The organism is Pseudophaeobacter sp. 1A09344, assembly GCF_041008745.1.
Classification (GTDB): domain Bacteria; phylum Pseudomonadota; class Alphaproteobacteria; order Rhodobacterales; family Rhodobacteraceae; genus Phycobacter; species Phycobacter gallaeciensis_A.
On the sequence record NZ_JAXGFS010000006.1, the window covers coordinates 116,330 to 143,290 of the forward strand.

Here is a 26,961-nt window from a genome sequence, read left to right on the forward strand (position 1 = left end):
GTTTCAAGCCCCGAACTGTCACAATCCGGTCAGGTCGACAGGCGGTAGCCACCGGATTCCGTTACCAGAATACGGGCATTGGAGGGATCAGGTTCGATCTTCTGGCGCAGGCGATAGATATGGGTTTCCAGCGTATGGGTGGTCACGCCGGCATTGTAGCCCCAGACCTCGTGCAGCAGCACATCGCGCGCCACCACACCGTCGTTCGACCGGTAGAGGAACTTCAGGATGTTGGTTTCCTTCTCGGTCAGGCGAATCTTGCGGTTGTCCTCTGTCTCCATCAGCTTCATCGCCGGTTTGAAGGTATAGGGACCCAACGCAAAGACGGCGTCTTCGGACTGTTCATGGGTGCGCAGCTGGGCGCGGATCCGAGCCAGCAGCACAGGGAATTTGAACGGCTTGGTCACATAGTCATTGGCGCCCGCGTCAAGGCCGAGAATGGTATCGGCGTCGCTGTCATGGCCGGTGAGCATCAGGATCGGTGCCTTGACGCCTTGTTTGCGCAGCAGGCGGCACAGCTCGCGACCATCTGTATCGGGCAGCCCCACGTCGAGGATCACCAGATCATAGAGCGCTTCCTTGGCCCGCTCCATGGCGGCCTGGCCATTCTCTGCTTCGAAGACATCAAAGTCCTCGGTCATGATCAGCTGCTCGCTCAGCGCCTCGCGCAGATCGTCGTCATCGTCTACCAGCAAAATCTTCTTCAGTTGCGCCATGGCGGTGTCCTCCAGTTCGTGTGCAGACAGATGCGGTCAGCATCCCCCAACGACAAGGTATGCTGCAGAAGTTTCACGCCCTCGTGTCCGTCAGACAGGAATTGTTTCACTTCCGTTGCATTTGGGCCTAGGTAAGGGCTGTTATAATGTCACGAACTTCCGGATGGTCGCATGAGCCTGATGCCCACCATGATTGAATTGCTGGCCCGCGCACGGGTCGATTTGCGCATGGGCCTGCCCGTGGTGCTGGAGGGTGGCGACAGCGCGGCGCTGGCGATTGCCGTCGAAAGCCTGACGCCCGAGCGGCTAACGGAGCTTCTGGCCCTTGGCCCGGTGTCGCTGGCGCTGACCGCCCGGCGCGCCGAAACCCTGAAGGCGCGCGCCTATGATGAAGATCTCGCGCGCATCCAAGTCCCCGCTCAGGCCTCCTTGCAGTGGATACAGGCGCTGGCCGATCCCGCCGATGATCTCAATACGCCGATGAAAGGCCCGCTCACCAGCCTGCGCGACGGATCCGCCGATCTGCACCGTCTGGCGATTGCCCTGGTGAAATCAGCGCGGCTGCTGCCCGCGGCGCTACTGGTGCCCGTCAACACGGCCCCCCAATTCGCATCCGAGCACGGGTTGACCCGAATCGCCCGGGCTGCTGCCGAACCGCTGCTCAGCCAAAGCTCACCCCTGCATCCGGTGGCCGCCGCCCGCCTGCCGATGGTCGCTGCCGAGGCGGGCCGGTTACACATCTTCCGCCCCGAAGATGGCGCCGAGGAACATTATGCGGTCGAAATCGGCCGCCCCGACCGCAGTAAACCCGTGCTGGCGCGGCTGCATTCGGCCTGTTTCACAGGCGATGTTCTGGGCTCGCTGAAATGCGACTGCGGACCGCAGCTGCGCGGGGCACTGGCGCAGATGGGAGAAGAAGGCGCAGGCGTGCTGCTCTACCTCAACCAGGAAGGCCGCGGCATTGGCCTGGCTAACAAGATGCGCGCCTACAGCCTGCAGGACCAGGGCTTTGACACCGTCGAGGCAAACCACCGGCTGGGGTTCGAGGATGACGAGCGCGATTTCCGCCTTGGCGCTGCGATTCTGAAAGAGATGGGATTCAGCTCCGTCCGGCTGATGACGAACAACCCCAACAAGATTGCCATGATGGAAAAGACCGGCATCGCGGTGGCTGAACGGGTGCCGCTGAAGGTCGGCGAAAACGCCCATAACGCGGGTTATCTCGCGACCAAGGCGGCGAAATCCGGGCATCTCTTGTGATGCCCCCCGCGCTGTCGCCCCGGGATCTGGTTCTGACCCCGCGCGGTCTGCGCTTCATGGGGCGCCTCCTGCCCTGTGCCATCGGCAAGGGCGGGCTCACCCAGAGCAAGCGGGAAGGCGACGGCGCCACGCCCGTGGGCGTACATCGCATCGCCGGGATGCTCTACCGTCCGGACCGCATGCTGCCCCCCACGGATTGGGCGGTACCTATCGGGCCGGGGGATCTGTGGTCGGACGATGTGAGGGACCCCGATTACAACCTGATGGTCCGCGTGCCGCACGGTTTCAGCCACGAGCGCCTGCGCCGCGCCGATCCCCTATATGATCTGGTGCTGATCACTGACTGGAACTGGCCCAACGCGGTCAAGGGGCGCGGATCGGCCATCTTTATCCACCAGTGGAGGAGGCCCGGATATCCGACCGAAGGTTGTCTTGCCTTCAGCCGCAGTGATCTTCGCTGGATCGCGCAGCGGCTCCGTCCCGGCAGCCGGGTAATTATTCCGTCGGCTTGACCCGCTCGCCAAAAATCGCCGAGCCGACCCGCACATGGGTGGCGCCAAGTGCGATGGCAGTTTCGAAATCGCTGCTCATGCCCATCGACAGGCCGTCCAGCCCGTTACGCGCGGCGATCTTGGCCAGTAGCGCAAAATGCAGCGCCGGTTCCTCGTCCACCGGGGGAATGCACATCAGCCCCTTGATGGGCAGATCCAGCGCCCGGCATTCGGAGATGAAGGCATCTGCATCGGCTGGAAGAATACCGGCCTTCTGCTCTTCCTCGCCGGTGTTGACCTGAATGAACAGATCCGGGCAATGGCCCAGCTCCTGCGCCAGCCGGGCGATGGCCTTGGCCAGCTTGGGACGATCCACCGAATGGATGCTGTCAAAAAGTTCCATTGCCTGACGGGCCTTGTTGCTTTGCAAAGGGCCGATCAGATGCAGGTCGATCCCGTCGAACTGTTTGGCGAAATCGGGCCATTTCCCGGCTGCCTCCTGCACGCGGTTTTCGCCAAAACAACGGTGACCTTCTTCCAGCACCGCTTCGACCCGCTCGTTCGGCTGCACCTTGGACACCGCGATCAGATGAACCGAGCCCGGCGCACGGCCTGCGGCCTCTTCTGCCTTTGCGATGCGTGTCTTGATCTCTTCCAGGGACATGGTCGGCCTCCGAGCGATGAAAGTGCGGTTCGGTCTCGGCGCAGAGAAACACTGTTTGCCGACAAATGTTAAGAGGCAAAAGAAAAGGGCGAGCCTGCAAGCAGGCCCGCCCCCAATTTCACGCTAAGCGTGGTTCAGCTTAGAAGCTGAAGTACACACCAGCTTGGAACTGGTTGTCGTCGTCGGCTTCGTCAACGTAACCGGCAACCACGGTGGCGCCGCCACCCAGGTCGTACTGGTAGTTGATGCCGAAGGAGGTGCCGTCAACGCCGCCGTCACCTTTAACGGTGGACACGGAGCCCGGTGCGTCAGCGGAGTTCACCCAAACCAGAACGTTCGACGCTGCGCCGATGTCCATGTTGCCTTCCAGGGTGAAGCTGTCGACCTGGTCGGTGGAACCGTAGGCCAGTTTCGCGCCGAATGCACCGAAGTTACCGCCAGCAGCAGCAAAGGTGATGTCGTTCAGCGGAACGGAGGAGGACTGCATCGCTGCGGTGACATAGTAGTCGCCGAAGGAGTAAGTCGCCATCACGCCGGTGCGGTCTTCGCCGCCTGCGGAACCGGCAACGGTGCCGCCGTTACGCTGCGAGTAGGACACGTGACCGGTGAAGCCGCCTGCGGAGTACAGAACTTCGATGCCGTTGGAGCCAGCGCCAGCGGAGGAGTACGCGTCCCAGTTGAACACGGTGCCGCCGTTGGTTTTGATGGCAATCTGGTGGAAGCCCATGCCGTCGATGCCGGTACCAGCCGAACGGGTGCCGGTTGCGTACAGACCGGGTGCGTTTTCAACCGCGCCGATGATGTTGCCAACGTTCACGGTCACGCCGTTGTACGACACGCCAAAACGTGCGCCGTTGAATGCGCCGGTGCCGGCAACGCCGTCACGGCTTTCAGCCTGTGCGCGGTAGCGAGCGTTGAATGCAACGCCAGCGTCGGTTTCGGCGGTCATGTCGAACTGCAGGCGCAGACGGCTGGTGATGTTGGTTTTGGAACGGCCAACAACGCGCTCGTTTGCGGAGTTGTAGTCCAGACCGAAACGGCCGTAACCGGACATGCTGACTTCAGCAGCAGCCATGCCCGCGGTTGCGATCAGCGCGGTGGTCGCGAAGAGAACCTTTTTCATAGTTTTTCCCTCGGTTTTCAATTCACATGCCCAAACCGGGGAATCCGGCGTGGGTATGACAAGGGGTTTCGCTCTTTCGGCCCCGGTTTGGCAAGAGCCGCCCATTGGCCGCCGATCATTGTGGCCTGTGCTGGTGCAGCTTTGCCACAGTAGTAAATGCCGCCCCGATTTCGCCGCTCCCGCGTGGCTAAGCCATAGGGACAATATACTTTAATCACCGGCAGACCGCAGCGAGACTGTGACCAAGCGCTGCAACGCCATCTCTCTGTCTTCCGTTGATACCTTAACCTCTGCCGCCCAGCACAGCCGCCGCATAATCTCCTGCAAGGACCTCATCAGGGTGCCCAGGATCCGATTCGATGCATCCCACCCGAATGCTAAAGCCCTTGCTCAGCTTGCTGCCCATGCGATAGGACTGCCTCAAGTCAAAGGCTCCGGGAGCGGCTATGAAACTGCATAAGATATTTCAGGCGACCTTGATCGGCGCATTGTGCCTGAGCGTTGCCGCCTGCGGCGGGCGCGGCAAAGATCGTCCGGCCAACACCAGCGTTGCGCAGGAATTCAACAACGACGTAGACGCCGCAAAGAGCGATAAATCCTCGATCTGGGATGTCTTTGGCGGCAAGCCCGACCAGAAGGTTCAGGTCAACCGCTACCTGTGGAACGCCAGCATTGATGTGCTGAGCTTCCTGCCGGTGCAAAGCGTTGATCCCTTCACCGGCGTCATCATCACCGGCTACGGCACCCCGCCCGGCGGCGGACGTTCCTATCGCGCCACTGTCCACATCAAGGACCCGGCGCTGGACGCGCGTTCGCTCAATGTCTCGCTTCATTCCAAGGGCGGGCCAGTCAGCGCCTCCACCACCCGCGCCGTCGAAGATGCGATTCTGTCCCGTGCGCGCCAGCTGCGCATCGCAGACAAAAAGTTCTGACCCCTCTGCCCTCTGGAAAGCCGCAGAAAACATCAGTATCACCAGCGCCGGGCCCCATCGCCCGGCGTTTTCATTCTAAAGGACCGCATCCATGTCGCGTTACTCTGCCTCTGAGATCGAAGCAAAATGGCAGGAGGCCTGGGAAAAGGCCGGAATCTTCCAGGCCAAACGGACGGCAGACAAGCCGAAGTACTACGTGCTGGAGATGTTCCCCTATCCGTCGGGGAAGCTGCACATGGGGCATGTGCGCAACTACACCATGGGCGACGTGATCGCGCGCTACAAAATTGCAACCGGCCACAATGTACTGCACCCGATGGGGTTTGATGCCTTTGGCATGCCTGCAGAAAACGCCGCCATGGCATCGGGCGGGCACCCCAAGGACTGGACCTACGCCAATATCGACACCATGGTCGAACAAATGCAGCCGCTGGGCCTGTCGCTGGACTGGTCGCGGATGTTCGCCACCTGTGATGAGGAGTATTACGGCCAGCAGCAGGCGCTGTTCTTGGATTTCCTGGAAAAGGATCTCGTTTACCGCAAGAACGCCGTGGTGAACTGGGACCCAGTCGACATGACCGTTCTGGCAAATGAACAGGTTGAAAACGGCCGCGGCTGGCGCTCTGGTGCGCTGGTGGAACGGCGCGAGCTGACGCAGTGGTTCTTCAAGATCTCCGACTATTCCGAGGAACTGCTGGACGCACTGGACGGTCTGGACAACTGGCCCGCCAAGGTGCGCCTGATGCAGGAAAACTGGATCGGCAAATCGCGCGGCCTGCAGTTCTCCTTTGAACGCGCCGACGGTGGTGAGCCGATCGAGGTTTATACCACCCGCCCCGACACGCTGATGGGTGCCTCCTTCGTGGGGATTTCCCCGGACCACCCAATTGCCAAACAGCTTGAGGCCGAAAGCCCCGAACTCGCTGAATTCCTGGCCGAATGTCGCAAGGGCGGCACCACCGCCGAGGCGATTGAGACCGCGCCGAAACTGGGCCGCGACACCGGCATCCGGGTCAAACATCCGCTGAACCCGGAATGGGAACTGCCGGTCTGGATCGCCAACTTCATCCTGATGGATTACGGCACCGGCGCGATCTTTGCTTGCCCGGCGCATGATCAGCGCGACCTCGATTTCTGCCGCAAATACGATCTGCCGGTCACCGACACCTTCCTGGCGCTGGACGATCCCAAGCCGGTCGAAAACGAGGCATTTGTGCCGCCGAAGACAGAAAAGGTGAAATGGATCAATCACTTCGCAGGGCTGGACGTGGCCACAGGTGAAGAGGCGATCAACGCCACCATCGACAAGGCCGAATCCGAAGGCTGGGGCGAAGGCGTCACCAAATTCCGCCTGCGCGACTGGGGTCTCAGCCGCCAGCGCTATTGGGGTTGCCCGATTCCCGTGGTCCATTGCGATGCCTGCGGCGTGGTGCCGGAGAAGAAAGAAAACCTGCCCATCGCCCTGCCCTATGACGAAGACGGCAAGGCCATCGATTTCTCGGTTCCCGGCAACCCGCTGGACCGCCACCCCAGCTGGCGCGACTGTGCCTGCCCGAAATGCGGTAAGCCTGCCCAGCGCGAAACCGACACAATGGATACCTTCGTCGATTCGTCCTGGTATTTCGCCCGCTTCACCGCGCCGCGCGCCGAAACGCCCACGGTGATGGAAGAGGCCGATTACTGGATGAACGTAGACCAGTATATCGGCGGCATCGAACACGCGATCCTGCACCTGCTGTATTCGCGCTTCTTCGCCCGCGCGATGCACATCTGCGGCCACCTGCCGGAGAAATCGAAAGAACCGTTCGACGCGCTCTTTACCCAGGGCATGGTCACCCATGCGATCTACCAGACCAAAGGCGACAATGGCCGCCCGGTCTATCACTACCCTGAAGAAGTCGAGCTGCGCGATGGCAAGGCCTTCCTCAAGGAGACCGGCGCCGAGGTTGAGGTGATTCCCTCGGCCAAGATGTCGAAATCCAAGAACAACGTGGTCGACCCGCTGCACATCATCTCGGCCTTTGGCGCCGATACCGCGCGTTGGTTCGTGCTGTCCGACAGCCCGCCGGAGCGCGACGTGGAATGGACCGCCGCCGGGGCCGAGGCCGCTTACAAGCACCTGAACCGGGTCTGGAACCTGTCGGTAAAGATCGCCGAGATGGACCCGAATGCATCCGGCAGCGGCGACGAGGACCTTTTGCGCGAGATGCACAAGGCGATCCGGGACGTGACCCTGGGTGTCGAATCCTTCGGCTTCAACGCGGCGATTGCCAAGCTTTACGCCTTTACCAACACGCTGGCCAAATCCAAGGCGGGCGCGGCGGCGCAGAAACAGGCGATCATGGCGCTGGCGCAGTTGATGTCGCCGATGACGCCGCACCTGGCCGAGGCCGTCTGGGAAGCGCAGGGCGGCGAAGGTCTAGTGGCCACGGCAGCCTGGCCCGCCGCCGACGAATCGATGCTGGTCGAAGACAGCGTCACCCTGCCAATCCAGATCAACGGCAAACGCCGCGGCGAAATCACCGTCGCCAAAGATCTGGACAAAGCTGAGGTTGAAAAACTCGCGCTGGCGCACGAAGCTGTGCAAAAGGCGCTGAATGGCGGCGCCCCGAAAAAGGTGATCGTCGTGCCGGGTCGTATCGTCAATGTCGTTGCCTGATCCAAGGCATATCCTCGCGCTGCCGCTGGTCCTGTTGCTGGGGCTGGCCGCCTGTGGTTTCACCCCGGTCTATGCGCCGGGGGGCACCGGAGCGGCGCTTTATGGCAAGATCGCCATTCAGTCCCCCGAGGAGATCAAGACCGACAACGAAGTGAACGCCTACCTGCTGGTCCGCAATCTGGAGGAACGGCTTGGCCGCGCCTCTGGCGGCGATTACCGACTGGACCTGTCGCTGCGCACCCGCAGCGAAGGTCAGGCGATCACCGCGGGCAATGAAACCACCCGCTATTCCATCGTCGGCGTTGCCAGCTACAGCCTGTTCCGCCTGTCCGACGGCGTCATCGTGGCCAGCGGCAGCGAAGATGCCTTTACCGGCTATTCCGCCACCGGATCGACGGTGGAAACCCTGGCCGGGGAACGCGATGCCAATGCGCGGCTGATGCAGATTCTGGCTGACCAGATCACCGCCCGGGTGCTGACCACTGCGGATCTGGCCGCTGCGGCGCCGACTGCGGAATGAAGCTCTCCCCGCGCGACGCTGAGGGCTATTTCAAAAAGCCTGACCCGGAGAAGACGGGTCTGTTGATCTATGGCGCCGATGCCATGCGGGTGGCGCTGAAACGGCAACAGATGCTGGCGGCCCTGCTGGGCGCCGCCGCTGAGGAAGAAATGCGCCTGACCCGGATGCCCGGCTCCGAATTGCGCAAGGATCCGGCACAGCTTCTGGACGCGGTCAAGGCGGTCGGCTTTTTTCCCGGCCCACGCGCGGTCTTTGTCGAAGAGGCCAACGACAGCGCCGCCCCGGCGATTCTCGCGGCGCTGGAGGACTGGCAACCAGGTGATGCCCAGATCATCGTCACCGCCGGGCAGCTGAAAGCCACATCGAAACTGCGCAAGGGTTTCGAATCGCATCGCAATGCCTATGCCACCGGCATCTATGACGATCCGCCCTCGCGAGCTGAGATCGAGCGGATCCTCTCCGAAGCGCAGATCCGAGATGTGCCTGGCGACAGCATGTCGGCGCTGACCGATATCGCCAATGACATCGGCCCCGGCGATTTCTCCCGCATGATCGAAAAACTGGCGCTCTACAAATACCAGGACAGCAGCCCCCTAAGCCTTGAGGATATCGACGCCGTCGCACCGCAATCCACCGAAGCCGCACTTGACGATGTGCTGAACGTGGTGGCCGAGGGGCGCAGCGCCGAGATCGGCCCGCTGCTGCGCCGCCTTCAGGCGCAGGGTACCAATGCGGTGACACTCTGCATCGGGGCGACCCGCCATTTCCGCACGCTTTACACCGTGGCCGCCGATCCCGGTGGTCCGGCGCAGGGCATCGGCCGCCTGCGCCCGCCGCTTTATGGCAAGCGCCGCGACCGGGTGCTGCGGCAGGCGCAGGGCTGGGGCGCCGCCAAGCTGCAGACCGCGCTGACCATTCTGACCGACACCGACCTGCAGCTGCGCTCAGCCGGGCAGACCGCCCCGGCACTTGCCTTGATGGAGCGCGCTTTGATTCGGCTGGCGATGCTCAGCCGCGCCCGCCAGTAAGGGCCCAAAAGGCCGCAACGTTCTGCGGCCATCGACGGGTGCAGGCAGGCTTCAGCCTTGACGCAAAGACAGCTGCGCGCATCTGATGCGCAGCAAAACCTGAGGGAGAGAAACCTATGTACACCGTGATCGGCAAACCGATGACCCGCGCCTTCCGCGTGATCTGGACGCTCGAAGAACTTGGCCAGCCTTATGATCTGAATACCGCCGCCCCGCACAGCCCGGATATCGTCGCCGTGAACCCCTCGGGCAAGGTTCCGGCGCTGGTCGAAGATGGCGAGGTGATCACCGATTCCACCGCCATCATCACCTATCTGGCGGACAAACACGGCGCGCTCACCGCGCCCGCAGGGACCACGGCCCGCGCCAAACAGGATGCCGTCACCCATCAGATCCTGGATGAAATCGACGCCGTGCTCTGGACCGCCGCCCGCCACAGCTTTGCCCTGCCCGAAGAGCAGCGCGTGCCCGAAATCAAGGACAGCCTGCGCTGGGAGTTCGAGCGCAACATCGCCCGGCTCGAAGCGCGCCTGACCGGCCCCTACCTGATGGGAGACGCGTTCACCATCGCCGATATCATCTGCGTGCATTGCCTGAACTGGGCCTATGGCGCCAAGTTCCCGGTCGAAAGCCGTGCCCTGCTCGACTATTCCAAGACCGTGCGCAGCCGCGACGCCTTTCAGCGCACCGCAGCGCTGGCCAAGTAATCGACCGCGCCACGTCCGGCCCAGCGCCCGGTGGCAAGACAGGCCGTCAGAAGGTAGCCCCCCGTGGGCGCCTCCCAATCCAGCATCTCTCCGGCGCAAAAGGTGCCGGGGATTTCTTTCAGCATCAGCCCCGCATCCAGCGCCTCATGGCACACTCCGCCAGCCGTCGAGATCGCCTCATCCATCGGCCGCAGTCCGGAATGGCGCACCGGCAGGGATTTGATCAACGCTGAAAGCTCTGATGGCTCCTGCGGCAACGGCCGGGCAAACTCCTGCATCAGCGCGATCTGCGCGGGCGTCAACTTCAGCGCCTTGCGCAAATGGTTCGCAAGGCTCGCCTTGCCACGCGGGCGTGTCAGCTTGCGCGCCACCTCCTCCACGGTCAGATCCGGCAGCAGATCTAGCGTCAGATCGGCGCCCTCGCGTACCGCTGCGCAAATGGCGTAGACCCCGCCCCCTTCCAGACCCCGGTTTGAGATCACCGCCTCCCCGCGCGACGACAGCGCCCCCGCGCGCAGCGCAATCCCTTTCAGCGGCGTACCGAAATGCGCCGCCATGTGATCCGACCAATCCACCACCAGCCCGGCATTGGCAGGCTTGAAGGGCGCCAACGCCACATCTCGCGCCGCCAGCAACTCCGCCCAGGCCCCGTCCGAGCCGAGCCGCGCCCAGCTTGCACCGCCCAGCGCCAGAACCGTTGCCCCCGCGCGCAGCCGCACCACCCCTTCGGGCGTCTCAAAGCTCCGGCAGTTCCCCTCCCAGCCAGTCCAGCGCCAGCGGGTGCGGCGGGCAACGCCCAACTCCTCCAGCCGCGCCAGCCAGGCGCGCAGCAGTGGCGAGGCTTTCATTTCCCTGGGAAACACCCGCCCAGTGGAGCCGGTGAACAGATCGCGCCCCAGGCCCCGTGCCCAGTCCTGCACGGCGCCTGCATCAAATGCCCTCACCATGGGTGCAAGCCAGTCCCGCGCGGCACCATAGTGTTCGATCAGGTCCTCGAAGGTTTCATCCTTGGTCAGGTTCAGGCCGGATTTCCCCGCCATCAACAGCTTGCGCGCAAGCGATGGTTTGGCCTCGGCCACCAGCACGCGATAGCCTGCGCGCGCCAGTTCCTCAGCCGCCATCAACCCCGCAGGCCCTGCGCCAATCACCACCGCATCCCATTGTTCTGCCTGCGCGCCCATGGCCCCTCGCATTCCATCCCTTGTCTGCACCCATCTGCGCCGCATCTAATGCAGTCCAGCCGCAAAGACGAGAGGTAAGGATGCCAGAGCCGAACCCGACACCCATATGTCCCCTCTGCAACCGCCCCATCCCCGCGGACGTTCCGCAAAGCCTGCACCACCTGATCCCGAAACTCAAAGGTGGCAAGGGCGGCCCCACCGTGCTGCTACACCATATCTGCCACCGCGAAATCCACGCAGCCCTGACCGAGGCCGAGCTGGCCCGCGACTATGCCACCATCGACGCGCTGCGCAGCCACCCGCGCCTCGCCCGCTTCATCGCCTGGGTCCGCAAACGTCCGCCCGGCTTTTCATCCCGCGTACCGGGAAAGCGACGCAAGCGTTGATGCGCCCCCGGCTCTGCTCCGGCGCCGACAGCGGGTCAAGGCTGGCCGCAGGCCACCCTGCGCAGCAGGGGCAATGCGCCTTGAGGCGGTGACGGTGCCTCTACACTCGATATGGCCCTGTTGAGGCAGTTTCTGCCCTCAACAGGGCCTCTCAGCGAAAAGAAAACGCCGCGCGACAGCGCGGCGCTACGCCCAACGGGACGCGGGGCATATCAATGCCCCAAGGACGGGCGGGAGCCGCCCCTGCCCCTCTTAGCGGCACATCTCCAGAATACCGCGTGCAATCTCCGGCTTGGCCGCCAGCGCATCGCTCAGCAGGGCGCGGGCGCTGTCCATCAGGGCACCCGGTTCCACGATCCGGTCCACCAGCCCCCAAGCGCAGGCCTCTTCGGCCTCGATCTTCTGACCAGCGGCCAGGATCATCTTGGTGCGCGCCGGGCCGATCAGCGCCACCATGCGCGCCGGGTCCGAAGGCTGCGGCAGGTAGCCAAGCTTCATCACCGGATAGAAGAATTTTGCCGAAGGCTCCGCCAGACGGATATCACAGGCCAGCACCATGCCGTTGGCGCCCCCGGCCAGCGTGCCGTTCAGCGCCGCGATGGTCAGGCAGGGCAGCGCCGCGATGGCGCCCGAAAGCCGTTCCCACAACGGCGAGGTGGCAAGCCCCGCGCGCGCCGCCTCCAGATCGGCGCCCGCGCTAAACACCTTGCCGGTGCCGGTCAGGATAAAGCCTCGCGCCTCGCCCGCGCGTTCAGCGATCTCGGCCAGTTCCGTCAACATCTCACCCGTCAGCGAGTTCGCCTTGTCCGGGCGGTTGATCGTCACCACCCAGAGGCCCTCATTCGAAATCTCTAGGTTGATCATATCAGGCCCACCCGGCGGCGGATCGCGTCTTCACGCAGGGAAATCTCCTGGCCGAGGAAATCATCGGCATCGCTGCCGCACATCCACAACAGCGCCTTGGCGGGCCATTCTGCGGGAATGTGATCTTCCCAATCGAGCTCGCTGACCGGGTTGATGCCGCTGGCCTTGATCTCGCGCTGCATCTGGGTCGCGACGGTGCCCGGCGACAGGCCCATGGCGCGGATGCCGTTGCCGCCTTCCTCCAGGTGCAGGGCGCGAGTCAGCATCGCAGCCCCGGCTTTTGAGGTGCAATAGGCGCTCCAGGCCTCCAGCGGGTTATGCGCAGCGCCGGAACTCACCGTGATGATGGTGCCGCCCCCGGCGGGTTTCATCAACGGCAGTGCCGCGCGGATGCCGTTGAATACACCCTTGATGTTGATATCGATCAGCTTGCCCCAGGCCGCTGGATCGGCCTCTTCCAGACGCGCGATCGGTTCGATCACCCCGGCGTTGTTGATCAGCACATCAAGGCTTCCGAAATGCTCGTGTGCTTTTTCCAGCGCCGCCGCAACCGCGCTTGGTTCCGCCACATCACAGGCAAAGGCGAGCGCATTTCCGCCGAGTTCCCCGACCAGTTCGCCCAGCGCATCGGTGCTGCGCGCCAGCAGCGCCAGGTTGGCCCCCGCGGCGGCGAAAACCCTTGCTGCATCGGCTCCGATACCGCGGCTGGCCCCTGTGATGACGACCGTCTTGCCCTGCATATCCATATGATTTCTCTCCAATACCTGTATCGCGACAGTGGTTCCCCTCTGTGGTAAACTCCCTAGGGGGAACGGTCCAGCCCCAGGCCCCTTGACGCCGGTGGCGCCGCGACGGACCATGGTATCCAACGCTTGCTACGAAAGGTTTCACCCATGTCCATTTTTCTCGCGCGCAGCTGTGGCGCCGCTCTTCTTCTGACTGTTTCCGCCCAGGGGGCGCTGGCCGATCTCAGCGCCAAGGACGTCTGGTCCGACTGGAAATCCTACATGACCGGTACCGGTTACGAGGTGACCGCCACCGAAAGCATGTCGGGCGACACGCTGACGGTGTCCGATCTGTCGATGATGATGCCGATCCCCGACGAAGAAGACGTGACCGCCGGGCTCAGCATGCCCGAGATCAAATTCACCGAGAATAGCGACGGAACCGTCAGCATTCTGGTGCCCAAGGAATTTCCGCTGACCGTGCGCGCCAGCGAAGATGATGACAAGCTGACGGTAAATCTGATCATCACCCACGACGGCACGCCGGTGACGGTCTCGGGTGATTCCGAGAACATGACCTATGACTATGCCACCAGCGAGATGACGATGACGCTGGACGGGCTGGAAGCCACTGGCGAGGACATCCCCCAGGATGCGATCCGGGGCACCGTCTCCCTGTCCGACATGGTGACAAAAACCACCATGTCGCTGGCCGGGGTGCGCAGCTACGATCAGACCTGGACCGCTTCAGCGCTGAGCTATGATCTTGGTTTCAAGGATCCGGACAGCGAGGATTTCGCCTCCTTTAACGGCGCGATGCAGCAGCTTCAGGCGCATGGCACCAGCACGGTTCCGGCCGATCTGGACAAGAGCGGTGATTTCTCTGCGCTGCTGGCCGCCGGTTTTGGTCTTGATACCGATTTCTCCTACACGAGCGGCACCTCTGCCTTTGCCTTTCAGGATGGCAGCGACAGCCTGACCTTTGACAGCACCTCGGGCGGCGGCAACTTTGGCGTTGCAATGGACGCAAGCAAACTGACCTATGACGTCACGCAAAAGGACATGGCCTTCAACGTCACCGGATCGGACATTCCCTTCCCGCTGGCGCTCAGCATGGCCGAGGCTGGTTTCAACATCACCATCCCCCTTGCCAAGTCCGAGGAAGAACAGGACTTCGCGCTTGGCGTGGCGCTGCGCGACTTCGCGGTTCCGGAAATGCTCTGGGGCATGGTCGATCCGGCCGGCGCCCTGCCGCATGATCCGGCCAGCGTCGTGCTGAGCCTCACCGGCAAGGGCAAGGTGTTGTTCGACGTCTTCGATGCCGAAGCCATGGAAAAGGTCGAGGATGGCGAGGTCGCACCGGGTGAGCTGAACGCGGTCACCATCCAGGAGCTGCTGGTCTCGGCAGCGGGTGCCAAGCTGACCGGTACCGGCGATTTCGCCTTCAACAACGATGATCTGACCAGCTTTGACGGCATGCCGGCCCCCTCGGGCGAAGCGAACCTGTCGCTGACCGGTGCCAACACCCTGATGGACAAGCTGATCGAAATGGGCCTGATGAGCGATGATGACGCCATGGGCGCCCGGATGATGATGGGCATGCTGGCTGTTCCCGGCGAAGGCGAAGACACGCTGAACTCGAAGATCGAGATTTCCGAAGACGGCAAGATCCTCGCCAACGGCCAGCGCATCAAATAAGCTGACCCACAGCAAAAACGCTTTACGGGACCGCCTTTGCGCGGTCCCTTTTTCTTGCGGCAATTGTCCCTGCGCCCTTGCAGCAGGGGGTTCCTCTGGCTAGCTCTATGGCGACCCGCAGCAACAGGATGGCCCGAGACGCCCATGACCCAGACCCCCGAGACGCTTTGCCATGCCCTGATCGATGCCGCCCGCAAGGCAGGCGCGGATGCTGCCGATGCTATGGCCGCTGCAGGCAGTTCCCTCAGCATCGAGGTGCGCGAGGGCCGGTTGGAGCATGCCGAACGCTCCGAAGGCACCGATCTGGGATTGCGCGTCTTCCTGGGACAGCGTCAGGCGCTGGTCTCCTCCTCCGACAGCCGCCCCGAAACCATTGCCGCCATGGCCGAACGCGCCGTGGCCATGGCCCGAGAGGCGCCCGAGGACCCCTATACCGGCCTTGCCGCACCGGATCAGCTGGCGCAGGACTGGGACCTTGCGGCGCTGGATCTGAACGACCCCACCGCCGATCCGGCCCCAGCCGCCCTGCAAGAGGATGCGCTGGCCGCCGAAGCCGCCTGTCAGGCCATCGACGGGATCAGCCAGGTGCAATCCGCAGGCGCGGGCTATGGCCGCAGCTCGGTCTATCTGGCGACCTCGAACGGGTTTTCCGGCGGCTACACCCGCACCGGCCGGTCGATTTCCTGCACCGGCATCGCGGGCACCGGCACCGGGATGGAGCGTGATTACGACGGCGATTCCCGCACCTATCAAAGCGACCTGCGCAGCGCCGAAGAGATCGGTCGCAGCGCCGGGGAACGCACCGTGGCGCGGATGAACGCACGCAGGCCCAAGACCGGCACCTATCCGGTGCTGTTCGACGAACGGATTTCCGCATCGCTGATCGGTCATCTTCTGTCGGCGGTGAATGGCGCTGCCATCGCACGCGGCTCCTCCTGGCTGCAGGACAGTCTGGGACAGCAGGTGCTGCCCAAGCATCTGTCGGTGATCGAGGATCCCCACCGCCCCCGCATTGCAGGCTCGCGCCCCTTTGATGGTGAAGGTCTGGCCACCCGCCGCCGCGCCATCGTCGAGGACGGCACCCTGACCGGCTGGACGCTGGATCTGGCCTCGGCCCGCAAACTGGGGATGGAAAGCACCGCAAACGCCGCCCGTGGCATCGGCTCAGTGCCGTCGCCGTCGAACTGGAACGTGGCGCTGACCCAAGGCGATCAAAGCCGCGCCGATCTGATCGCGGGCATGGGGACCGGGTTGCTGGTCACCTCGCTGATCGGCTCAACCATCAATCCCAACACCGGCGATTACTCACGCGGCGCCTCAGGCTTCTGGGTCGAGAACGGTGAAATCGCCTATCCGGTGAACGAATGCACCATCGCGGGCAATCTGCGCGACATGCTGATGCGGATCGTACCCGCCAATGACGCGCGGAGCTACCTGTCCCGCGTCGTACCATCGCTGCTGGTCGAGGGGATGACGCTTGCCGGCAATTGACGACGCCCAGACAGAAGAGCAGGCAAAGGGCCTTACGGACCTCGAACTGCTGATCGCCGCCGCCGAGGCTTCGGGCGAGATCGCCAGCCGCTACAGCGGGCCAACGGCGCGGCGCTGGGACAAGCCCGGCGGTCAGGGTCCGGTGACCGAGGCGGACCTGGCGGTGAATGCGCTGCTGGAAGAAATGCTGCCCGAGGCACGGCCTGACTATGGCTGGCTGTCCGAAGAGACCGAGGACAGCGCTGATCGGCTTACCCGTGACAGCGTCTTCATCATCGACCCCATAGACGGCACCCGCGCCTTTGCCGAAGGCTCGCGCACCTGGGCGCATTCTCTTGCCATTGCCACCGCGGGCCGGGTCACCGCTGCGGTGATCTACCTGCCACAGCGCGGTCTGATGTACACCGCGGCACAGGGACAGGGAGCTGCCCGGAATGGCACCCCGATCCGCGCCTCCTCGCTGACCGATCTGGCGCTGGCCGAGGTGCTGACCGCGCGGCCCAACCTCGCCGCCGAACATTGGCGTACCCGCAATGCCCCCGGTTTCACCCGCAGCTATCGCCCGTCGCTGGCCTATCGCATGGCCAAGGTCGCAGACGGGCGCGCCGGTGCCATGCTGACCCTGCGCCGCAGTTGGGAATGGGACATCGCCGCCGGCGATCTGATCCTGCGCGAGGCTGGCGGGCAGGCGACCGACCGTCTGGGCCAGGACCTGAGGTTCAACAATCCTGTGCCATTGCTCAATGGGGTGGTGGCCGGACCTCCGGCCCTGCATAAGGAGCTGATCGAGGCGCTGGACCCCGACGGCCCCGGCATTGCAAGCTGATCCGGACGTTACGGTCCGACCACACCGGTTGCCCGCGACACGCAGATGAATTTTTGGACGCCCCATATGCCCAGCCGCAGCTCCCGCCCCGTATCAAGGACGGTTACCAGCACTGACCTGCCTCCGCGTCCGGAGGGGGAAGTGCTGTGGGTGCATGCGACCAGCACCGAACGCTACATGGCCCTCTGCGATGTCGGAAACCGGCTTAAGACGGCGCGGCCGGATCTGTCGGTTCTCGCCACCTGGGAGCCGGACATGGCGCCCCCGCCCGAGGCCGAAGGCTGCGATATCCCCGCTGGGCACCTGCCCCCTGACAGCCCGACGGATGTGCGCGCCTTTCTGAACCTCTGGCGCCCGGATTTCTGCATCTGGTCCGGCGGACGGCTGCGCCGCGTCCTGCTGCGGCACATGCGCGAACAACGCATCGACGCGCTGCTGGTTGATCTGACGGAGAAGGAACTGCCGAGCCGCACCAGCCGTTGGCTGCCCGATCAGCGCCGCCGCATGCTGGATGGCTTCGCTGCGATCCTGACTCCCGATGCCGAGGTCCAGAGCCAGTTGCAGCGCACCGGCATTTCGCCGGACAAGCTGCAGATGGCCGGACGTTTGCGGATCTCGACCTCGCCGCCCGGCTGCAACGACGAGGAACTGACAGAGTTGCAAGGGGTGCTTGGCAGCCGTCCCGTCTGGCTGGCGGCGCAAGTGCGCCCGGACGAATTGCCGATGGTTCTGGAGGCACACAGGATCGCTCTGCGGCTGTTGCACCGGCTGATCCTTGTGCTGTCACCAGACAGCTATGGTGGCCTCAATGAATGTCGCGCCGCCCTGAAGGACAGCGGGCTGCAATATGCCGATTGGGACGCCGGGGATGAACCGGACGATTACACGCAGGTTCTGCTGGCGGACAAGGACGACCTTGGCCTCTGGTATCGGCTGGCGCCTGTCTGCCTGATGGCGGGCAGCCTGCACCGGGGCCGCGAGGGTCATTCGCCGCTGGACGCCGCCGCGCTCGGCTCGGCCATTCTGCACGGTCCCGGCACCGTGCGGCATCAGGAGATCTATGCTCAGCTGGCGAATTGCGGTGCTGCCGAATGCATCTACACACCCCAGGAGCTGGCTGAAATGGTGCTGCACCTGTCGGCCCCCGATATGGCGGCGGAAATGGCATTGGCAGGTTGGGAAGCCGTCACAGAGGGCGCAGCGATGACTGATCAGCTGATCGACCGGGTGCAGGATCTGCTCGACCTGAGGGAGGAGCGTAATGCGGCCTCCTGAGTTCTGGAACAAGGCGCCCGGCGCCTTTGATCTGCGCGCCATCCTGCTGGCGCCGCTGGGCCGTCTATATGGCGCGGTGACCCGCTCCCGGCTTGCCAAGGGCACGCCAGCGAAGGTCGACGTGCCGGTGATCTGCGTCGGCAACCTCAATGCTGGCGGCACCGGCAAGACGCCGACGGTGATCTGGCTGATCGAGACCCTGCGCGCCATGGGGCACGACCCGCATGTGGTCAGCCGCGGCTATGGCGGCACGCTGATTGGCCCCGAAGAGGTCATTCCCGCCCGCCACAAGGCCTCGCAAACCGGGGATGAGCCGCTGTTGCTGGCCGCCTTTGCCAATGTCTGGGTGGCCCGCGACCGCGCCGCCGGGGCACGCGCCGCTGCAGCTGCCGGGGCGACGGTGATCCTGCTGGACGACGGGTTTCAGAACCCAAGCCTGGCCAAGGATCTGTCACTGGTGGTGGTGGATGCGGCACGGGGCTTCGGCAATGGCCGCTGCCTGCCCGCCGGGCCGCTGCGCGAACCGGTGGCCGAAGGTCTGGCGCGCGCCGATGTCGTCTTGTCCATCGGCGCCCCTGCGGCGCAGGAGAAGTTCGCCCACCTCTGGGGTGCGGCGCTGAAGGGAATGCCACATGTTTCGGCCCATCTGGCGCCTTTGCAAACCGGCATGCCCTGGCAGGGCACCCGGGTTCTGGCCTTTGCCGGCATCGGCTATCCGCAGAAGTTCTTTGACACCCTGCGCACTCTTGGCGCCGATCTGGCCCGGGCCGAGGCGCTGGACGATCACCAGAGCCTGCCAACGGCGCTTCTGACCCGGCTCGAATCCGATGCAAAGGCGCTGAACGCGCAGCTGGTCACCACCGAAAAGGACGCTGTGCGCCTGCCCGCCAGTTTCCGCCACAAGGTGATCACCCTGCCGGTGCGGCTTGAGATCGAAGAGGCAGACCCGCTGATTGATCTTCTGAAGCGGGCGGCACCGCCACCGCCCTAGCCACGAAAAGAATAGGCCATGTCAGAAAATCGTGTTGGTCATATGTGCGGACAGAAGGGATCATTCGCTGCGGCTGCGCGAACGGCTGCTTTTGTTAAGTGGTGACGGGCTTCGAATAAATGGTTGGCTCGATTGGCGTACCATCGCTCTCCGCTACGTGACGATCAAAGACCTTCACTTCCGGAGGCAGGAGGGTCCCTGGCTGCGCTTCGGAGACGAAGATGTGCTTGCAATTGTCGGGCCCAATCTTGACCGCATGAGGGTTATCCAGCGTTCCAATGTAGAGGCCGATCTTGTCTGGCCACCGTTCGAAAGTCAGCGCCAGTTTTGTTCCGCAATCCGGACAGAAGTGTACGTTGATATTCTTGCCGCTTCCGTCTGACGGTTGTGTATAGACCTTCGGTCTGACAGCTCCGAAGTTAAATCCACGCCTCTCAAAAACTGGCTGGATCATTCGATCCGAGCCCGTGGCACGTTGGCAGAAACGGCAATGGCAAATGGTGATCCAAAGCGGCTCGCTACCCGTGTCGTAAGCTACCTGCCCGCATAGGCAGCTTCCAGTTAATCCAGTTGTCATTATTTCTCTCAACCTTCTCAAATCAGTTTGGAGCCAGAGCTCTATGTACTATGCCAAGCAGACATTCGAGCAGAGCGCAGCACCCGGGAAATTGGGCTCACAGCGGATCAACGTGATCTTCTGATATGACCAATGAAAAACCCGGCCACATCGGACCGGGTTTTCTGTTCGCGTGGATCCGGAAGGGGGATCAACCTTCCAGTTCGGCCTCGATCAGCGCCTTGAAGGAGTCATAGGACTGGTTTTCGATCTTCTTGCCGTTCAGCACGAAGGACGGCGTCGCGGTCACGTCGTGCTCTTCGGCGTTTTCCTGATACCAGGTCACCAGAGTCTGCGCCTTGGTGCCATCCTGCAGGCAGGCTTCCAGCTGATCGTTCTCAAGCCCGGCGAGGCGACCGATCTTGCGCAGCGCGTCAACGATCTCGGTGGCGCCACCGGCACGGGCCCAGTCGGACTGCTCCTTGAAGATCAGATCGGTCATGCCAAAGAATTTCTCGGGACCAGCGCAGCGCGCGATCATCGAAGCCCAAAGACCGTAGCGGTCAAAGTAGACCTCGCGGTAGATGAACTTCACCTTGCCGGTGTCGATATATTCCTCTTTCAGCTTCTTGTAGGGGCCCGTGTGGAAGTTGGCACAATGCGGACAGGTGTAAGAAGCGTATTCGATCAGGGTCACCGGCGCGTCCTCGGCGCCCTGCACCATTTCGGTGATGGTCGAGGTATCGACCTCCGCGTCCTGGGCATAGGCGGCCCCGATCAGCGGGTTTTCGGGCAGCCGGTTTTGGCCACTCAGCCCAGAGATGGCATAGGCGCCGGCAGCGACAGCCACCACGGCAAAGACACCAGACATAAGACGGGTCATTCATACCCCTTTCGAATTGTTTTCTGTTTTGTCAGAACGTTGCGCCCCAGCCGTTCCAGCGCGGCGCGCAACTCTTCGTTTCCCACCCCTTCGGCCGCCGCGGCGGCCTCGGATACGGCCTGTGGATCAGGCTGCAGTGGGGTGTTCTCCTTGGGTGCGTATTTGAACGAGACCTGACCGTCGGAAAACCCGATCGGCGCGGTCTGGGTGATCAGCACCTTGGAAATCGCATTGTAGCCATAGACCGCGTTCACCTTTTCGCGCAGCCGTTCCTTCTGCATCTCCAGCATCGGCGCATTGGCCCCGGTGGTCAGCACCGTCAGCGTTGCTCCGAAAGAACTGCGCCCATAGCCGACCTTGACCGGCCGGGCCATTGCCGCCAGATCGGCCCCGACGATCTCTTCCCAATGGGTCAACAGGCGCGACACCGCAAAGCCCCGACTTTCGCCAGCCTTGCGGATCTGGTCGTTCAAAAGCTTGGAAGTCCGTGCGAACCCGCGTGTGCTGCTGCGCCTGAATGCCATAACTGTGGTTTTGCGTGACTGACCGCCCTATTGTAAAGGGTCCGTTTGCAGGGGCCAGAAAAAGGCAGGAACCGGGAGTAAACTATGCGTGATCTGAATGCAGATCCAGGCGGGCTCAGCCGCGACATCCTGGACTGGTACGACCGGCAGGCGCGGGACATGCCCTGGCGGACCGGCCCGGCAGACCGCGCCGCCGGGGTGCGGCCCGACCCCTATCGTGTCTGGCTGAGCGAGGTGATGTTGCAGCAGACCACCGTGGCCGCCGTGACCGACTATTTTCAGCGCTTCACCGCCCGCTGGCCCCGGGTCGAGGACCTTGCCGCGGCCGCGGATGCCGACGTAATGGCGGAATGGGCGGGCCTTGGCTACTACGCCCGCGCCCGCAACCTGCTGAAATGCGCCCGGGTGGTGGCTCAGGAGCTGGATGGCACTTTTCCCGACAGCTACGAGGCGCTGCTGAAACTGCCGGGGATCGGCCCCTATACGGCGGCGGCCATCGCCTCGATCGCATTCGACCGCCCCGAAACCGTTCTGGATGGCAATGTGGAGCGGGTGATGGCGCGGCTGCATGATATTCACGATCCGCTGCCGGGATCAAAACCGCTGCTGAAGGACCGCGCCGCCGAGCTGACCCCTGAGGTCCGTCCCGGCTGCTATGCACAGGCGGTGATGGATCTGGGCGCCACCATCTGCACCCCGAAATCACCCGCCTGCGGCATCTGCCCCTGGCGGGAGCCCTGCGCTGCGCGAATCGCAGGCACCGCGCCTGAATTGCCAAAGAAGACCCCAAAGAAAGCCAAGCCCACCCGTCACGGCATCGTCTATCTGGCCCGCAGCAGCGCCGGGGACTGGCTGCTGGAGCGGCGACCGGACAAGGGGCTTTTGGGCGGGATGCTGGGCTGGCCCGGCCCGGAATGGGGCGAGTCGCCCCAGCCTGCGCCGCCGTTTGACGCGGATTGGCAGGATCTCGGCGCCGAGGTGCGCCATACCTTCACCCATTTCCACCTGATCCTGCGGGTGATGGTGGCAGAGCTGCCAGAGGGTTTTGAACCTGCGGAGCAACAGGAGATCATCACCCGACACGCGTTTCGTCCCTCGGACCTGCCGACGGTGATGCGCAAGGCCTTTGACCTGTGGCGTGGCGGGCAGACCGGCGGCGACTGAGGCCATTCGACCTCTTGGGTTTGGGCCGGACCCGGCTTAGGGTTTTCCCGACGCGCCATACTTTGGGAGTGCTGACGATGATCGCCGCCAAGATCGCCCCGGAAACCCTGAGCCGCTGGCAATCGGCCCTGCCGTTCTGGCTGTCCTTCCTGCTGGTGCCGCTGTTGTGGTTCTCCGCCATCATGGGTGGCTGGTGGGTACTGCTGACGCCACTGGTGACATGGTATCTCTTTGCGGCGCTCGACGGGGTTTTCGGCCTCAACCTCGACAATGCCGACCCGATGACGCCCGAAGAGGATCTGCGCTGGTACAGCCTGCTGACCATCGCCTGGGTGCCGATCCAGTTCCTGACGCTGTTTGGCCTGATCTTCTACGTGGCGGGCAGCGAGGCACTGAGTGGGCTGGAAAAATTCGGCATCTTCTTTGGCATGGGCGTGGTCAGCGGCACCGTGGGCATCAACTACAGTCACGAGCTGATGCACCAGCGCAGCAGGGCGGAACGCTGGCTGGCGGATATCCTGCTGGCGATGGTGCTTTACTCGCATTTCCGCTCCGAACACCTGCTGGTGCATCACCGCTATGTCGGCACGCCGCGCGATCCTGTCACCGCGCGCTACAATGAAGGTTTCCACCGCTTTTACCCGCGGGTGCTGCGGCAATGCTGGCAATCGGCATTCCGCGCCGAAAAGGAAAAACTGGCCAAGAAGGACCGCCCCTGGAGCGATCCGGCCAATCCGTTCTTCCGCTACTGGGCGCTGCAGGCGGCCATGCTGGTGCTGGCGGTTCTGCTGGGCGGGTTTGGCGGGCTGGTGCTGTTTCTGGTGCAGGCGGGCGTCGCCATCTGGCAGCTGGAGCTGGTCAACTACGTCGAACACTACGGGCTGACCCGCAAACATCTGGGGGACGGCAAATACGAACCGGTGCGCCCCTGCCATTCCTGGAACGCGGCGCATAAGGCGTCAAACTGGCTGCTGATCAATCTGCAACGCCATTCCGATCACCACTATAAACCCGACCGGCGCTTCCCGCTGCTGCAGAACTATACCGAGGCAGACGCGCCGCAGCTGCCCTATGGCTATCCGGTGATGACGGTGGCTGCGATGATGCCGCCGCTGTGGCGCCGGGTGATGAACCCGCGCGTACGCCATTGGCGCCAGATGTATTATCCGGAAATCACCGACTGGACGGTCTACAACAAGGCCCGCAACCCGATGCCCCGCTGACGAGGATGCTGACGCCGGGGCCACACAGACCCCGGCACACGCGGCTCAGGAGGCACGGCTATAGCGGGCGCCTTCGGGTTTATGGGCATCAAAATGGCTTGCGATCAGCCGGGTCAGGGCGCGCCCTTGGGGGCGGATTTCCAGCGCCTTGGCGTCAAGAGTCACCAGATCCCCGAACCGGGCCTGAACGGCGACCAGATCGGGATCGATACTGCGCGACAGATCTCCGAACTCTCGTTCCAGCGCGGCGCGGTCCAGACGGAAATCGCACATGATCATCTCGATGGCGCGGCCACGCAGATGGTCCTCTTCGCTCATCTCGTGGCCCCGTGCCCCGGCGAGCTGCCCCTTTTCGATCCGCTCCACATAGGCGGGGGTCGCAGCGGCGTTCTGCACATATCCCCCGGCAAAACGCGAAATCGAAGAGGCGCCCAACCCGATCAGCGTCGGGCACCGGTCATCAGTATAGCCCTGGAAATTGCGCCGCAGGTGGCCGCTTTTGGCCGCCTTGGCGAGGCCGTCCTCGGGCAGAGCAAAATGGTCGATACCAATCGTTTCATAACCAGCGGCGCGGAACTGATCCGCAGCCGCGCAGGCCAGATCATAGCGTTCGGGATCACCGGGCAGAGCGGATTCGTCGATCAGCTCCTGCCGTTTCGCCATCCAGGGCACATGGGCATAGCCGAACAGCGCGATCCGGTCCGGCCCAAGGCTCAGCACCTTTTCAACCGTATCGGCCAGACGCGCGGCGTCCTGATGCGGCAGGCCATAGACCAGATCGGCATTAAGCGAGGTGATCCCCGCCTCGCGGAGATCCTCGACGCAGGCGCGCGTCACCTCGTAGGGCTGCTCGCGGCCGATGGCGGCCTGCACCTCGGGATTGAAGTCCTGAATACCGATGCTGGCCCGGTTCATGCCCTCTTCGGCCAGCGCCGCGATCTTGTCCCGGTCCACCAGCGTCGGGTCGATCTCGACCGAGAACTCCCAGTCCGGCGTCGGCGGGAAGACCGCCTTGACCGCCTGGGCCAGCCTGTGGATCAGCGCTGGCGGCAGGATGGTCGGCGTGCCACCGCCCCAGTGCAACCGCCCCATCTGCAGCCCCGCGGGCAGATGCGGCGCGACCAGCTTCAGCTCGGCCTCCAGCGTTTCGACATAGCTTTCCACCGGCTCGGGCCGACGGGTGCCCTGGGTCCGGCAAGCGCAGAACCAGCACAGCCGCTCGCAGAACGGGATATGCAGATACACCGAAACCGGAACCGCCGGATCAAGCGCATCAAGATGCCCGACCTGTTCCGCCGCACCCACGGCGGAAGAAAAGACCGGAGCGGTCGGGTAGGAGGTGTAGCGGGGCACCCGGCTGTCAAACAGGCCAAGGGCGGCAAGGCGGTCAATCTGTGTCATACCGCCTTTTTGCCGCTCAGGCGCGCGCTGACTTTGCGCAGGATCAAATTGCACGGGAAAAATCACCCACCCGGTCGGCTATTGCAACGGTCCAGCCAGAAAGGCCCCATCAACCGCCTGAATTCGCGGGACATCGGCAGCAGCCATCCCCGCACAAAAAATTTGTGACATTGGGCGCATTTTGAGTTTGACGCCCCGCGCGACTCTGCTTATACGGCCCCTCACCAACCCGTGCCCAGATGGCGGAATTGGTAGACGCGCTAGCTTCAGGTGCTAGTGTCCGTATGGACGTGGAGGTTCGAGTCCTCTTCTGGGCACCATATCATTCTCCTGAAATTGTTGTAGTATCTTGGCCCCGAGCGCCTCTGATCTGTCGCTGTCCGTGATCGGTCCGTGCGGGGCTGCGAGACGGGTTTTCCTGTGCTAGGCATCCATCACGATACCACAGCCCAGCCCGTGACCATCAGGAGCGCCCGAGATGACCGATACCCTGTTTACCCTGCCCGAAACCGCTACGATCCCGGTTCTGGGAGAGGACCGCACCTATCCCATCGGGCGTATCTTCTGCGTCGGGCGCAACTACGCCGCACATGCTGCCGAGATGGGCAATGAGGTCGACCGCGAAGCGCCCTTTTACTTCACCAAATCCGCAGCCAATGCGATTCTGACCGGCGCTACCGTGCCCTACCCGCTTGGCACCTCTGATTTCCACCACGAGATGGAGCTGGCCGTGGCCATCGGCGCGCCGCTGTTCCGCGCCACGCCGGAAGAGGCCCGCACAGCGGTTTATGGCTATGGCAGCGCGCTGGACATGACACGCCGGGATCTGCAGGGGCAGGCAAAGGACAAACGGCGCCCCTGGGATCTGGGCAAGGATCTGGAGCAAGGCACGGTTTTCGCCCCCCTGACCCGCAGCGCTGACTGGGACGGCCCAGCGGGCAAGCGGATCTGGCTTAGCGTCGACGGTGAAATACGTCAGGATGCCAGCCTGGATGAGATGATCTGGTCGGTCGAGGACATCCTCTGCCACTTGTCGGGTTATTACCACCTGCGGCCGGGCGATCTGATCCTCACCGGCACCCCAGCAGGAGTGGGAGCGGTAACAGCCGGACAGTCGATGACTGGCGGAATCGACGGGTTGAGTCAGGTCGAACTGACCCTCAGCGCCGCTGAATAAGATCAAAGGGCCATAGAGCCGCCCCGAAGGTTCGAAACCGTCAAGAATATGTGCGCTGGGTCCATTCCTGATCCCGGCGCCTTGGCCCTATCAATTACAGGGCTGTGCGCAAAGCGTACCACAGTCCTGCGCAGCGATAGGGAGGGTTGCGACCGCAGCGGCAAGGCAGCGATCCGCCGAAATGTCTTTTTTCATGGCTCCTGCGCCAATCAGTGATTGATCTTCACGAAATGAAATGCTCGAATGTATCCATCACGGCTCAGATATGAAAATCTTGTAACATTTTCTAAACGAGTCTGAGCGCTGATTTGGGACCAGCCAATTCATGAGTGAAAAATGCATGATCTGCTGTTGATGGTTACAAATGCACCAAATAGCAGGAGGTCAGCGAAGTTTGTTTTGTGATCCGCAGGGGTGTGGAAGGGACCAAAACAGAAAGAAAATAGGCAATATATTGCAATAATGTTAGTTGCCTGCATTATGTTGCTTGGAAGTA

26 protein-coding genes and 1 tRNA gene are annotated in these 26,961 nt (G+C 63.1%); 17 read left to right on the forward strand and 10 right to left on the reverse strand.

Annotated elements, in window-relative coordinates; all coding sequences use genetic code 11:
* Positions 1–29: 29 nt before the first annotated feature.
* Positions 30–716 carry a response regulator transcription factor gene (locus tag SM765_RS12135; protein ID WP_065271862.1) on the reverse strand — a complete coding sequence of 229 codons (687 nt, stop codon included), beginning with the start codon at positions 714–716 and terminating at the stop codon, positions 30–32.
* 171 nt (positions 717–887) lie between these two features.
* On the opposite strand from SM765_RS12135, the gene ribA reads away from it, so the two are divergent.
* Positions 888–1,976: a GTP cyclohydrolase II gene (ribA, locus tag SM765_RS12140; protein WP_274838112.1), complete on the forward strand. Its 1,089-nt coding sequence runs from the start codon at positions 888–890 to the stop codon at positions 1,974–1,976.
* An 11-nt stretch (positions 1,977–1,987) separates the two neighbouring features.
* Positions 1,988–2,488 carry a L,D-transpeptidase family protein gene (locus SM765_RS12145; protein ID WP_274838164.1) on the forward strand — a complete coding sequence of 167 codons (501 nt, stop codon included), beginning with the start codon at positions 1,988–1,990 and terminating at the stop codon, positions 2,486–2,488.
* Here the strand turns inward: SM765_RS12145 and SM765_RS12150 are convergent.
* A complete protein-coding gene (locus SM765_RS12150; protein ID WP_274838111.1) occupies positions 2,472–3,131 on the reverse strand; it encodes a YggS family pyridoxal phosphate-dependent enzyme in 660 nt (219 codons plus the stop codon). The genes SM765_RS12145 and SM765_RS12150 overlap by 17 nt on opposite strands.
* A 139-nt stretch (positions 3,132–3,270) precedes the next feature.
* Positions 3,271–4,254, reverse strand: coding sequence for a porin (locus SM765_RS12155; RefSeq protein WP_065271865.1), 984 nt, complete (start codon positions 4,252–4,254; stop codon positions 3,271–3,273).
* Between the two features lie 446 nt (positions 4,255–4,700).
* Between SM765_RS12155 and SM765_RS12160 the strand changes: the two genes are divergently transcribed.
* The 5 genes from SM765_RS12160 (at position 4,701) to SM765_RS12180 (ending at position 10,100) form a co-directional block, all read left to right on the forward strand.
* Complete coding sequence (locus tag SM765_RS12160; protein ID WP_274833094.1) at positions 4,701–5,186, forward strand: DUF3576 domain-containing protein; 486 nt, start codon at positions 4,701–4,703, stop codon at positions 5,184–5,186.
* Between the two features lie 91 nt (positions 5,187–5,277).
* Positions 5,278–7,845, forward strand: coding sequence for a leucine--tRNA ligase (leuS, locus tag SM765_RS12165; protein WP_274838110.1), 2,568 nt, complete (start codon positions 5,278–5,280; stop codon positions 7,843–7,845).
* On the forward strand, positions 7,832–8,365 hold the full coding sequence (lptE, locus tag SM765_RS12170) for an LPS assembly lipoprotein LptE (RefSeq protein ID WP_274835243.1): 534 nt from the start codon (positions 7,832–7,834) through the stop codon (positions 8,363–8,365). Before leuS ends, lptE begins: the two co-directional genes overlap by 14 nt.
* Positions 8,362–9,393, forward strand: a complete 1,032-nt coding sequence (gene holA, locus SM765_RS12175) for a DNA polymerase III subunit delta (RefSeq protein ID WP_274835242.1) — start codon at positions 8,362–8,364, stop codon at positions 9,391–9,393. Before lptE ends, holA begins: the two co-directional genes overlap by 4 nt.
* A gap of 116 nt (positions 9,394–9,509) precedes the next feature.
* Positions 9,510–10,100 (forward strand): glutathione S-transferase family protein, encoded by a 591-nt coding sequence (locus tag SM765_RS12180; protein WP_368981536.1) that lies wholly within the window; start codon positions 9,510–9,512, stop codon positions 10,098–10,100.
* Here SM765_RS12180 and SM765_RS12185 read toward each other — a convergent pair.
* Positions 10,073–11,293 (reverse strand): TIGR03862 family flavoprotein, encoded by a 1,221-nt coding sequence (locus SM765_RS12185; protein ID WP_274838109.1) that lies wholly within the window; start codon positions 11,291–11,293, stop codon positions 10,073–10,075. The genes SM765_RS12180 and SM765_RS12185 overlap by 28 nt on opposite strands.
* A gap of 68 nt (positions 11,294–11,361) precedes the next feature.
* On the opposite strand from SM765_RS12185, the gene SM765_RS12190 reads away from it, so the two are divergent.
* Entirely contained in the window at positions 11,362–11,667 is a 306-nt protein-coding gene (locus SM765_RS12190) for an HNH endonuclease family protein (RefSeq protein WP_274835240.1), read from the forward strand.
* A gap of 252 nt (positions 11,668–11,919) precedes the next feature.
* On the opposite strand, the gene SM765_RS12195 is transcribed toward SM765_RS12190, so the two are convergent.
* Entirely contained in the window at positions 11,920–12,531 is a 612-nt protein-coding gene (locus tag SM765_RS12195) for an enoyl-CoA hydratase/isomerase family protein (protein WP_368981537.1), read from the reverse strand.
* Positions 12,528–13,277 (reverse strand): SDR family oxidoreductase, encoded by a 750-nt coding sequence (locus SM765_RS12200; RefSeq protein ID WP_065271874.1) that lies wholly within the window; start codon positions 13,275–13,277, stop codon positions 12,528–12,530. The genes SM765_RS12195 and SM765_RS12200 overlap by 4 nt, the downstream gene beginning before the upstream one ends.
* 147 nt (positions 13,278–13,424) lie before the next feature.
* On the opposite strand from SM765_RS12200, the gene SM765_RS12205 reads away from it, so the two are divergent.
* The 5 genes from SM765_RS12205 to lpxK all read left to right on the forward strand — a co-directional run bounded on the left by SM765_RS12205 (position 13,425) and on the right by lpxK (position 19,537).
* Positions 13,425–14,954, forward strand: coding sequence for a DUF2125 domain-containing protein (locus tag SM765_RS12205; protein ID WP_274829895.1), 1,530 nt, complete (start codon positions 13,425–13,427; stop codon positions 14,952–14,954).
* Positions 14,955–15,098: 144 nt separating this feature from the next.
* Positions 15,099–16,445 (forward strand): TldD/PmbA family protein, encoded by a 1,347-nt coding sequence (locus SM765_RS12210; RefSeq protein WP_368981538.1) that lies wholly within the window; start codon positions 15,099–15,101, stop codon positions 16,443–16,445.
* Positions 16,432–17,271, forward strand: a complete 840-nt coding sequence (locus SM765_RS12215) for an inositol monophosphatase family protein (RefSeq protein ID WP_274835237.1) — start codon at positions 16,432–16,434, stop codon at positions 17,269–17,271. Before SM765_RS12210 ends, SM765_RS12215 begins: the two co-directional genes overlap by 14 nt.
* 66 nt (positions 17,272–17,337) lie before the next feature.
* Positions 17,338–18,546: a 3-deoxy-D-manno-octulosonic acid transferase gene (locus tag SM765_RS12220; protein WP_342455900.1), complete on the forward strand. Its 1,209-nt coding sequence runs from the start codon at positions 17,338–17,340 to the stop codon at positions 18,544–18,546.
* Positions 18,533–19,537, forward strand: coding sequence for a tetraacyldisaccharide 4'-kinase (gene lpxK / locus SM765_RS12225; RefSeq protein ID WP_274838106.1), 1,005 nt, complete (start codon positions 18,533–18,535; stop codon positions 19,535–19,537). The genes SM765_RS12220 and lpxK overlap by 14 nt, the downstream gene beginning before the upstream one ends.
* Before the next feature lie 94 nt (positions 19,538–19,631).
* Here the strand turns inward: lpxK and SM765_RS12230 are convergent, their stop codons facing one another.
* From SM765_RS12230 to SM765_RS12240, 3 genes are all read right to left on the reverse strand, one after another.
* A complete protein-coding gene (locus tag SM765_RS12230; protein WP_274838105.1) occupies positions 19,632–20,114 on the reverse strand; it encodes a GFA family protein in 483 nt (160 codons plus the stop codon).
* A gap of 190 nt (positions 20,115–20,304) precedes the next feature.
* Complete coding sequence (locus SM765_RS12235) at positions 20,305–20,976, reverse strand: DsbA family protein (protein WP_274835233.1); 672 nt, start codon at positions 20,974–20,976, stop codon at positions 20,305–20,307.
* A complete protein-coding gene (locus SM765_RS12240; protein ID WP_274829902.1) occupies positions 20,973–21,500 on the reverse strand; it encodes a DUF721 domain-containing protein in 528 nt (175 codons plus the stop codon). The genes SM765_RS12235 and SM765_RS12240 overlap by 4 nt, the downstream gene beginning before the upstream one ends.
* Before the next feature lie 84 nt (positions 21,501–21,584).
* Here SM765_RS12240 and mutY point away from each other — a divergent pair, with 84 nt between their 5' ends.
* Positions 21,585–22,664 carry an A/G-specific adenine glycosylase gene (gene mutY, locus SM765_RS12245; protein ID WP_274838104.1) on the forward strand — a complete coding sequence of 360 codons (1,080 nt, stop codon included), beginning with the start codon at positions 21,585–21,587 and terminating at the stop codon, positions 22,662–22,664.
* Positions 22,665–22,741: 77 nt separating this feature from the next.
* Positions 22,742–23,887, forward strand: a complete 1,146-nt coding sequence (locus SM765_RS12250) for an alkane 1-monooxygenase (protein WP_274838103.1) — start codon at positions 22,742–22,744, stop codon at positions 23,885–23,887.
* Between the two features lie 45 nt (positions 23,888–23,932).
* Here the strand turns inward: SM765_RS12250 and hemN are convergent, their stop codons facing one another.
* A complete protein-coding gene (gene hemN / locus SM765_RS12255) occupies positions 23,933–25,288 on the reverse strand; it encodes an oxygen-independent coproporphyrinogen III oxidase (protein WP_274838102.1) in 1,356 nt (451 codons plus the stop codon).
* 233 nt (positions 25,289–25,521) lie between these two features.
* Between hemN and SM765_RS12260 the strand changes: the two genes are divergently transcribed.
* Both SM765_RS12260 and SM765_RS12265 read left to right on the forward strand, forming a co-directional pair.
* Positions 25,522–25,608, forward strand: a tRNA-Leu gene (locus SM765_RS12260).
* A gap of 158 nt (positions 25,609–25,766) precedes the next feature.
* Positions 25,767–26,465 (forward strand): fumarylacetoacetate hydrolase family protein, encoded by a 699-nt coding sequence (locus SM765_RS12265; protein WP_274838101.1) that lies wholly within the window; start codon positions 25,767–25,769, stop codon positions 26,463–26,465.
* Positions 26,466–26,961 lie beyond the last annotated feature (496 nt).